The organism is Tsukamurella soli, from assembly GCF_039541155.1.
In the GTDB taxonomy this organism is placed as follows: domain Bacteria; phylum Actinomycetota; class Actinomycetes; order Mycobacteriales; family Mycobacteriaceae; genus Tsukamurella; species Tsukamurella soli.
Genome location: NZ_BAABFR010000144.1, coordinates 1 through 9,296, shown reverse-complemented (window position 1 = coordinate 9,296; position 9,296 = coordinate 1). Strand labels below are relative to the sequence as shown.

Below are 9,296 nucleotides of genomic sequence, written 5' to 3'. Positions count from 1 at the left end.
CGGGTGCCGGCGCCTTCGCAGGCGCGGCGGCCGGTGCCTTCGCCGCAGCGGGAACCGACGGCGCTGCGGGAACCGACGGCGCTGCGGGAACCGACGGAGCCGGGCTGCTCGGCTTCGCAGGGACGGGGGTGGGGGTGGGGGCGGCCGGAGCGGGGGTGGGGGCGGCGCTGTCGCCTGCTGCGGGGGTACCGCCCGGCGTGTACGCCTTCAGGAACTCGTGCCAGCTGGGGTCCACTGATGAGGGGTCGGCCTTGAACCGCTCGTACATCTCCTCGACCAACCACTCGTTCTGGCCGAACTCCGATACAGAACTGCTGCTCACGGCAGTGTCTCGCCTCGATTCCACATCACGATCAATTTGTTCACCACGCTGACGGTGGGCGTGGCGGGTTCCGCTCATTCAGGGTAGTGCACGCTCCGCCTGCTCGGCGAGGATCATCCACCCATGGGCAACGAGCCCTGCGTCGTCTGTGTTCCCGGCTCATCCAGCCGGTGGCGCCAGATCCGGACCGTGGTCCGATCGGCCCGGTTCGGTGGTGCCGCTCGGTCCGCCGCCGGGCGGTACGGACCCCTCGACGGTGACCGGCCATGCCGTGGGTGCCGGCCCGAACGCGTGCCGGGTGTTACGGATCACAGATCTTCCGAGTGCGCGGTTGCCCCCGGCGCCGACGACCAGCCCGATACCGGCCGGCAACAGCGTTCCCAGCATCAGTGGCGCGCGTTTGGCCAGGAAACGCTTCGTGAACATCTTCATCAACTGCTGGTTGAGGTTGCTGAGCGTCGGCACCTGCAGCGGGTTCTTCTTGAGGTTCATGAGGTTGGCGTTCTTGCGGCCCACGGTGTCGCGCAGCGCGCCGAGGCCCGCGTCGCCGAGCACCGCGGTCAGCACGAGGGCCCTGCGCAGCTCGCGCTCCTCGATGGGGATGCCGTGCACCTCGGCGACTGCCAGCGCGTACAGCGCGGACGCCTCCATGAACACCACGGTCTCGGCGCCCACGGTGCCGATCGCCGTCAGGGTGCCTACGCCCGGGACCGCTGCCGTGGCGCCCGCGGCGCCGCCGGTGCCCGTCACCGTCAGCAGGAACCGTCGCTCGAGCCGGCGGATCAGCTGCTCGGGCGAGTCGTCCGGGTGATCGGTGCGCATCTTGCCCACATACTTCGCGACGGCCGGCGCCTGCAGGCGCGCCGCGCGGTCGATGATGGGTCCGATCGCCCGGCCGGACCCGCCGCTGGGCTGGGCCGGCGCGGGGGACTGACCGGTCTGGACGAGCTGCAGGGCTGCCCGGTCGGCGGCGCGGCGCTCGGCGCGGTTGCGAGCCATGATGCCTCCTCGTGACGGACCGACCGGCGGTCGCCGCTCGATTGTGTCCGTCATTCCGATTCCTGGATACCACCACCTGCCGACAACTAGCGATAGCGTGCCTGGCGTGACCGGCCCAGCGGAGTTCGCGTACACCCTCGACATCCCCACGAGATGGAAGGACAACGACGTCTATGGACACGTCAACAACGTCGTGTACTACAGCTTCTTCGACACCGTCATCAACACGTTCCTGATCGCCGAGGGCGGCCTGGACATCCACACCGGGGCGGTGATCGGGCTGTGTGTCGAGTCGCACTGCCGGTACGACGCGCCGCTCGCCTTCCCGGGCACGGTGCGCGCCGGTCTGGCGGTCGACAGGATCGGCGTGTCCCATGTCCGGTACGCGGTGTCGCTGTTCGATGCGGGCGGGGCGGACGGTGCCGGGCCGCCCCTTGCGGCCGAGGGCTGGTTCGTACACGTCTTCGTCGACCGGACGAGCCGGCGTCCTGCCCCGCTGCCCGACGGTATCCGTGCGGCCGTGGAGCGCCTGGCTCGGTGAGGGGCGCCGTGCGCCGCTGACCTGCGGTGACGGGCAGGCCTGGGCGTGCTCGGCCCGCCCGTGCCGGAAGTCTGTCGGAGGTCGCCGCTAATGTCGGAGGTCCACAGGCGAACAGAGATCGGAGGCATCATGACGTTTGCGCAACCGATCGAGCCGGTCACGTTGGAGGGGCGGCTCGTGCGGCTCGAGCCGTTGGCGAGGGCTCATTCGGCGGGCCTCGCCGAGGCGCTCGAGGACGGCCGGATGTGGGACCGGTGGTACACGTCGGTGCCGAGTCCGGAGGGGCTGTCGGCCGAGATCGACCGGCGCCTGGCACTGCAGGACGCGGGGCAGATGATTCCGTTCACGGCGCTGGCCACGGACGGCACGGTGCTCGGCATGACCACGTATTACGACATCGATCCCGATGTGCCGAGGCTCGAGATCGGCTACACCTGGAACAGGCAGTCGACGCACGGTACAGGTACCAATCCCGAGGCCAAGCTGCTGCTGCTCGGGCACGCGTTCGATGTGCTGGGGTGTGAGTGCGTCGGCTTCCGCACGCAGTGGGCCAACGTGCAGTCCCGCGAGGCCATCGCGCGCCTCGGGGCGAAGCAGGACGGGGTGCTCCGCTCATACCGGCGATACCGCAACGGCGCGTTGCAGGACGCCGTCCTATTCTCGATCCTGCGCCACGAGTGGCCGTCGGTGCGTGCGCATCTGCGGCACCGGCTGCGGTACCGGGCGGCCGAGTACGCGGTGACGCCGTGACCGCTCTGCTCAGCACGGTCGACCTGCTGGCCGCGCGCGAGCGTCTCGCCGGTCGGGTGGTCGTCACGCCCACGCTCGAGATCCCCGGCAGCGACGTGTTGCTTCACCTCGAATACCTCCAGCTCGGAGGCACGGTCAAGTATCGGGGTGCCCTCAACATGCTGCTCGCGGCCGCCGCGCAGGGCCCGGTGCGGCGGGTCGTCGCGGCGTCGGGCGGCGACACCGCGGTCGGTGCCGCGCTCGCTGCGCGCACCCTCGGCGTGCCGGCGCGGGTGTTCGTGCCCAGCATCACACCGACCCAGAAGGTGATCCGCCTGTCGAAGCTGGGCGCCGACGTCGTGCAGGTGGCCGACCTTCCGGCGGCGTTCGACGCGGCGGCCGTCGACGCGGACGAGCCCGGAGCCGTCCTCGTTCATCCGTACGACCAGCGCGAGGTGGCTGCCGGCAACGGCACCCTCGCCTTCGATCTGGTCGCTGCGGTGGATCGCCTCGACACGGTCCTGGTGGCGGTCGCGGGCGGCGGCCTGCTCGCAGGCGTGGTGCTGGGGCTCCGCGCCGCGGGGCGCGACGGCGTCCGTGTCGTGGGCGTCGAGACCGAGGACTGTCCCACCCTCGACGCCGCTTTGCGCGCCGGCCGGCCCGTCGACGTGCCGTTCAACGGGATCGCCGTCGACAGCCTCGGCGCGCCCCGGCTGGGCGACATCGGCTTCGAGGTGGCCAGCACCGCAGGCGTCGAGTCGGTTCTGGTCAGCGACGAGGACGCCATCGCGGCGCGCGACGAGTTGTGGGCAGAGCGGCGGATCCTCATCGAGTACGGTTCGGCGGTTCCTTACGCCGCGGTGATGTCGGGCGCGTACCGGCCAGAGCCCGGCGAGCGGGTGGCGGTTCTCCTGTGCGGCGCCAACACGCCGCGCGACTAGGCCCGCCGTGAGTGCCCGCGCTGCCGTGCCCGTGCCGTCGGGCACTGCGGGCGTGCCCGTGCCGTCGGGCACGGCAGGCACTGCCCCGCAGACGGTGTCGGCGTCGGTGCACGCGCTGTGGCGGCCGGGCGCGGGCCTGACCCTGCACTTCGAGGACCCGGAGGGTCGACCCACGGCGACGCCGGATCTCGCGGCCCTGCCTGCGCCGGTCCGGGAGTTGCTGGGGGCGCGGTCGCCGCATCGTTCGGTCACCGTCGTCGCGCCGGTGGGGCGAGAGGCGGTGCCGTGTGTCACCGTCGGCCCCGGGCGGGCGACGCGGCTGCTGCTCGCGCTGGGCCCGGGTGACGGTGCACCCGATCTCCAGTACCTGTGGTGGGTCGCCGCGTCGGTCGCCAGGTTCGTCGGGGCCGGCTCCGTGGCGCCTGCCTTGACCAGATCCGACGGCGACTGGTTGCTGCGCTGGGCACCGCTCGACACGTTGGCGTGGCGGGTGTGGACCCGCGCCGCCGCGGGCGCGGCCCCCGAGTCGATTCGTCGCAACGGTGATCTCGCGGCGGTGCTCGACCTGGCGGTCGAGATCTGCGACCACCTGTGCCGCGCCCGGCTCGGGGACGGCCCGTGGGACTGGATCGCGGCGCCGCCGCTGCGTGCGCTGGCCGAGGGGGAGCCGCTGACCGGGCCACACACCGCGGACGCCGTGGGCGCGGCGGCGGCCTGGGCCGAGTGGGCGGGAACGGTCCGCGCGACGGAGACGTCGCTGGTGTTCCGGCTCGTGGAGCCCGCGGGCCCGCCCGACGCGATCGGCGCCGAGAGCGGGGTTGACGCGGCGTTCGACCGCTACCGCGCAGATCCGGACCGGGCGGCGTTGTGGCGGCTGCAGGTGTGCCGACGGGTGGACGGCGCACCGCCCGAGCGGGTGGCGCTCGACCGCATCGGGTCGGCCGAGCTCGAGGACCTCACCGGTGAGTTGGCGCGCGCGCTCAGTGCATATCCGCCGCTCAAGGCCATGCGCCACGACGACTTCTCCCTCGACTTCGAGCTGACCAGCGAGGAGGCCGAGCGGGTGCTCGAGGAGGGTGGTGAGGCGCTGACCGTCGCCGGTTTCGAGGTACTGCTGCCCACGTCGATCGCGCGTGCCCGGCCCGCGTTGCGGTTGCAGGGACGGGAGCAGCCGGGCCGTACCGCGCTGACGGTGGCGGCGGGCCTGGGAGAGATCCGGGAGTTCGTGTGGCAGCTGGCGCTCGGTGATGCCGTGCTCACCGCGGACGAGCTCGCGGCTCTCGCCGACGCAAGCTCGGGGCTGGTCCAGGTGCGCGGCCGCTGGGTGCGTGCCGACCGCTCCACCCTCACGCACGCCGCGCGCTTCGTGGCCCAGCAGCGGGCCGCCGCGGAGGCGGGGATGTCCGGCGACCTCGGCGGGCTGCTCGCCCTGATCGCCGACCAGGAGGCGCTCCCCGCGCCGCTCGCCGCCGTCGACGGCCTCGGCTGGCTGGACACGGTGTACCGCGGCGGGACGATCGAGGCGGCGGATGTGCCGGCACCGTCGAATCTGGCGGCGACACTGCGGCCGTACCAACTGCGTGGCCTGCGTTGGCTGTCGGCGTTGTCGCAGGGTGGGATCGGAGCGGTGCTCGCCGACGACATGGGCCTGGGCAAGACGGTGCAGGTATTGGCGCTGCTGTGCAGCGAACGCGAGTCCGGGCGACCCGACGTGGCGCGCCCCACGCTCCTGGTGTGCCCGATGTCGGTGGTGGGCAACTGGGCGGCGGAGGCGCATCGCTTCGCGCCGGGCCTGCGGGTCACCGTCCACCACGGGCCGGGGCGTCGCACCGGCAGCGAGTTCGCCGCGGCCGCAACGGGATCCGACCTGGTGATCACCACCTTCGCGCTTGCCGCGCGAGACCGTGAGCTGCTGGCCACAACGGGCTGGGAGCGGCTGGTGGTCGACGAGGCGCAGCACGTGAAGAACGTCAACACCGCCCAGGCGCGGGCCCTGCGCGCCATCCCCGCGAGGCACCGCGTCGCCCTCACCGGCACCCCCGTCGAGAACCGGCTCGAGGATCTGCGCGCCGTGATCGACCTCGTCAATCCCGGGCTGCTCGGGTCGGCGCGCACGTTTCGCAACCGGTATGCCCTGCCCATCGAGCGCGACCGCGACCCGGCCGCCATCCGCCGACTGAACACCCTGACCTCGCCGTTCGTGCTGCGCCGCGAGAAGACCGATCCCGCGATCGTCCCCGATCTGCCCGCCAAGGACGAGTTCGTGGTGCGCGCCAACCTCACAGCCGAGCAGGCGGGCCTGTACCGCGCGGTTCTCGACCGCCTCACCGCCGAGCTGAAGGAGGCCGACGGTATGCCCCGCCGTGGGCTGGTCCTCGCGGCTCTCACTCGGCTCAAGCAGATCTGCAACCATCCCGCTCACTACCTGGACGACGGCTCGCCCGTGCTGCGCCGCGGCGCGCACCGCTCCGGCAAGATCGAGCTGCTCGCCGACATCCTGGAGACCGTCGCGGCCGACGGTGACCGCGCCCTCCTCTTCACGCAGTACGCGGCCTTCGCGCGGTTGCTCCAGCCGTGGCTGACCGCGGTGCTCGGCGCCGACGTCCCGGTGCTCGACGGTGGCGTCGGCCGGGCCGAGCGAGATGCGCTGGTCGCACGCTTTCAGGCGGGGGCGGGCGCGCCGGCGCTGCTTGCGACCGTCCAGGCCGGCGGTACCGGGCTCAATCTCACGGCCGCGAACCACGTCGTGCACATCGACCGCTGGTGGAACCCCGCCGTGGAGGACCAGGCCACCGACCGGGCGTTCCGGATCGGCCAGACCAGGCGTGTGCAGGTCCGCAAGTTCGTGTGCGTGGGCACCCTCGAAGAGCGCATCGACGACGTGATCACCGCGAAGCGCGCACTGGCTGACGCCACCGTCGGCGTCGGCGCGGGGTGGCTGACCGAGCTGGGCAACGACGAGCTCTATGAGCTGATCGCGCTGCGCGACGACTCGGTGGGCGACTGATGGCGCGCGCGGGCGGGGGTGCCGCCGGCCAAGGCCGGGCGCCGCAGCGCAAGATGGGCACGACCTGGTTCTCTCGCGCACTGATCCGGCAGGCAGAGGACCGCACCGAGCGGCGCAAGGTGGTGTACGCACGGCGGTTGTACAACGAGCGGGCGGTGTACTCGGTCGCCGTGCGCGACGGGCGCGCGAGCGCCACGGTGCAGGGTACGCAGCTGGACCCGTTCGGCGTCGAGCTGACCCGCCCCGTGGCCGACCCCGACACCGTCGTGGCAGTGCTCGCCGGCGAGGGCGCGACCGGCGAGCTGACGGCCGTCGCCCGCGGCGACCTGGGCCGGACGCTCGGCGGGCTGGTACTGCCCGAGGCCGGCGACCTCAGCGCCGACTGCACCTGCCCCGACCCGAGCGGCGCGTGCGCCCACGCCCTAGCGCTCATCTACGAGGTCGCTGCGGCCGCGGCGGCGGAACCGGCGCTGTTGCTCGACTTCGCCGGCGTCCCGCTCGCCGCGCTCATCGCGCGCACGACCACGTCGCGCACGTCGCCGACGCGGCTCCCACCCGCACCGGCCCTCCCGCCCGGCGACGACGGTGGCGACCCGGTCGCGCGGGATCGGGCGATGTTCTACGGCGGCGGCACGCTGCTACCGCCGCTGCCCGAGCCCGCGCCGGTCGATCCCACCGACCTGCTCGACCCCGCCATGCTCCGGACCGCCCTGCGTCGCTCCGGCACCCGCGCCGCCGATGCGGTGCAGGCGACCGAGGAACTGGCCGAGCTCTACGCCCGGTTGCGCGAGCCGCGGTAGCCGGCGGGACGGACCCCGACACGCCGTCGCCACAGGTCAGGCGCCATGTGGCGAAACATGTCGCACCCCCTTACTACTCTTGTCCACGGAATCGACGACCACGGTGGGAGGAGGTGGCGAGATGCGGTTCGTACACACCGCCGACTGGCAGCTCGGGATGACACGGCACTTCCTCGACGCCGATGCACAGGCCCGGTTCACCGACGCACGCCTGGACGCGGTCAGCCGCATCGGCGACCTCGCACGGGGCCGCGAGGCCGAGTTCGTGCTGGTGTGCGGCGACGTGTTCGAGGACAACCGTCTCGCCCCCGGAATCGTCGCGCGCTGCCTCGACCGGCTCTCCGACATGCCGTGCCCCGTCTACGTCCTGCCCGGCAACCACGACCCGCTGGACGCCGCGTCGATCTACACGTCCGACGCGTTCCAGCGGCATCGCCCCGGCACCGTCGTCGTGCTGGACCGCGCCGGCATCACGCAGGTGCGCCCCGGCGTGGAGATCCTCGCGGCGCCGTGGTTCTCCAAGCACCCCGCCGGCGACCCGTTGACAGCTGCGTTGGTCGAGGCGGCGCCCGCGGCCGAGCCCGGCGTCGTCCGGATCGCGGCCGGGCACGGCGGCACACTGTCCGTGGGACACCGCGACCAGCGGCTGATCGATATCGACGCGGTCGGTGCCGCGGTCGATGCGGGCGCGCTGGACTACGTGGCGTTGGGCGATCGGCACTCCGTGACGCAGGTCCGCCCGGGTGTCTGGTACTCGGGAGCGCCGGAGGTGACCAACTTCGACCACCTCGAGCCGGGGTCCGGCCAGGTGCTGGTGGTCGACTGCGCACCGGACCGGCCAGCACAGGTCGAGGCCGTGCGGGTGGGCACGTGGGCATTCCGATCGTTCGCCTTCGAAGTGGGCTCCGAGGCCGACGTCGCGCACGTGGCCGCCGAGCTGGCCGCGCTCCCCGACAAGGACCGCACGGTCGTCAAAGCGGCATTCACCGGCACCCTCTCGCTCGCTGCGAAGGCCGACCTGGATGACCGGCTCGACGCGTTGCGCGCGCGGTTCGCAGCCATCGCACCCTGGCCGCAGCGCACCGACCTGGCGGTGCTGCCGGGCGACGGCGAGTTCGATTCGCTCGCGCTGGCCGGGCCGGTCGCGACCACTGTCGACACCCTGGTCGTGGCCGCTCGCGCGGGTGCCGGCGCGCCGGACGACACCAGCGCTGCAGACGCATCCGGCGCGCTGGCACTGCTGTACCGGCTGGCGGGCGGGGTGGGTCGATGAGGCTGCACAGGTTGCTGGTGCGCGACTTCCGCGGCGTGGCCGAGCGTGAGGTCGTGTTCGCCGACACGGGCGTCACGCTGTTGCACGGCCCCAACGAGGCGGGCAAGTCGTCGCTGCTCGAGGCCCTGCACATGCTGCTGGAGGTCAAGGCGACGTCCAAGTCGCAGCGGGTGGAGGCGGTGCTGCCCGCGGGTCGCGACGTCGCACCGTATGTGGAGGCCGAGCTCACGGTAGGCCCGTACCGGTTCGTCTACGGGAAGCGCTACCACCGCCGCCCGAGTGCGACGGTGACGGTGCTCGCCCCCGCGCCGCAGCAGCTATCGGGCGGCTCGGCGGAGGACTGGGTGCGTGGAGTGCTGACGGCGCACGTCGACGCCCAGCTGCTGGCCGCGCTCACGGTGTTGCAGGGCCCGTCGCCCGGGCAGCCGACGCTGCGGGACAGCGCGGCGTTCGCGAAGGCGCTGGTAGCCGCGGCGGGTCGTGCTGACGGAACCGGGGCGAGCAGTGCCGCCGTAGGCGCAGCGAGTGAGGGGCAGCTCGACGACGGGACGGCGGACTCGACCAGCCTGTACGACGCGGTCGCGGCGGAGCGCGCACGCTACTACACGGCGACGGGACGGGAGACCGCGGAGCTCGCCGCGGCGCGGTCGCGCGCGGTCGCGGCGGGCTCGGCGCACGACGCCG

9 protein-coding genes are annotated in these 9,296 nt (G+C 72.9%); 7 read left to right on the top strand and 2 right to left on the bottom strand.

Annotation, left to right across the window (positions count from 1 at the left end; genetic code table 11):
* A partial coding sequence (locus ABD908_RS25165) for a 2-oxoglutarate dehydrogenase E1 subunit family protein (protein ID WP_425584408.1) occupies positions 1 to 268 on the bottom strand: 268 nt, incomplete at its 3' end.
* A 213-nt stretch (positions 269 to 481) separates the two neighbouring features.
* Positions 482 to 1,321 carry a hypothetical protein gene (locus tag ABD908_RS25160; RefSeq protein WP_345001239.1) on the bottom strand — a complete coding sequence of 280 codons (840 nt, stop codon included), beginning with the start codon at positions 1,319 to 1,321 and terminating at the stop codon, positions 482 to 484.
* Between the two features lie 106 nt (positions 1,322 to 1,427).
* On the opposite strand from ABD908_RS25160, the gene ABD908_RS25155 reads away from it, so the two are divergent.
* The 7 genes from ABD908_RS25155 to ABD908_RS25125 all read left to right on the top strand — a co-directional run.
* Entirely contained in the window at positions 1,428 to 1,862 is a 435-nt protein-coding gene (locus ABD908_RS25155) for an acyl-CoA thioesterase (RefSeq protein ID WP_345001237.1), read from the top strand.
* Positions 1,863 to 1,991: 129 nt separating this feature from the next.
* The gene (locus tag ABD908_RS25150; protein ID WP_345001235.1) at positions 1,992 to 2,612 is read left to right on the top strand and encodes a GNAT family N-acetyltransferase; all 621 of its coding nucleotides are present in this window, start codon (positions 1,992 to 1,994) and stop codon (positions 2,610 to 2,612) included.
* Entirely contained in the window at positions 2,609 to 3,532 is a 924-nt protein-coding gene (locus ABD908_RS25145; protein WP_345001233.1) for a serine/threonine dehydratase, read from the top strand. Before ABD908_RS25150 ends, ABD908_RS25145 begins: the two co-directional genes overlap by 4 nt.
* 7 nt (positions 3,533 to 3,539) lie before the next feature.
* Positions 3,540 to 6,539, top strand: coding sequence for a DEAD/DEAH box helicase (locus tag ABD908_RS25140; protein WP_345001231.1), 3,000 nt, complete (start codon positions 3,540 to 3,542; stop codon positions 6,537 to 6,539).
* Positions 6,539 to 7,339, top strand: coding sequence for a hypothetical protein (locus ABD908_RS25135; protein WP_345001229.1), 801 nt, complete (start codon positions 6,539 to 6,541; stop codon positions 7,337 to 7,339). Before ABD908_RS25140 ends, ABD908_RS25135 begins: the two co-directional genes overlap by 1 nt.
* A 121-nt stretch (positions 7,340 to 7,460) precedes the next feature.
* Entirely contained in the window at positions 7,461 to 8,612 is a 1,152-nt protein-coding gene (locus ABD908_RS25130; protein WP_345001227.1) for a metallophosphoesterase family protein, read from the top strand.
* The coding region (locus tag ABD908_RS25125) for an AAA family ATPase (RefSeq protein WP_345001225.1) at positions 8,609 to 9,296 on the top strand (688 nt) is incomplete at its 3' end. The genes ABD908_RS25130 and ABD908_RS25125, both read left to right, overlap by 4 nt.

What these genes read in the sequence shown, in the direction of transcription:
- ABD908_RS25160 (WP_345001239.1), bottom strand. Translation starts at nt 1,321, where the DNA reads ATGGCTCGCAACCGCGCCGAGCGCCGCGCCGCCGACCGGGCAGCCCTG.
- ABD908_RS25150 (WP_345001235.1), top strand. Translation starts at nt 1,992, where the DNA reads ATGACGTTTGCGCAACCGATCGAGCCGGTCACGTTGGAGGGGCGGCTC.
- ABD908_RS25135 (WP_345001229.1), top strand. Translation starts at nt 6,539, where the DNA reads ATGGCGCGCGCGGGCGGGGGTGCCGCCGGCCAAGGCCGGGCGCCGCAG.
- ABD908_RS25130 (WP_345001227.1), top strand. Translation starts at nt 7,461, where the DNA reads ATGCGGTTCGTACACACCGCCGACTGGCAGCTCGGGATGACACGGCAC.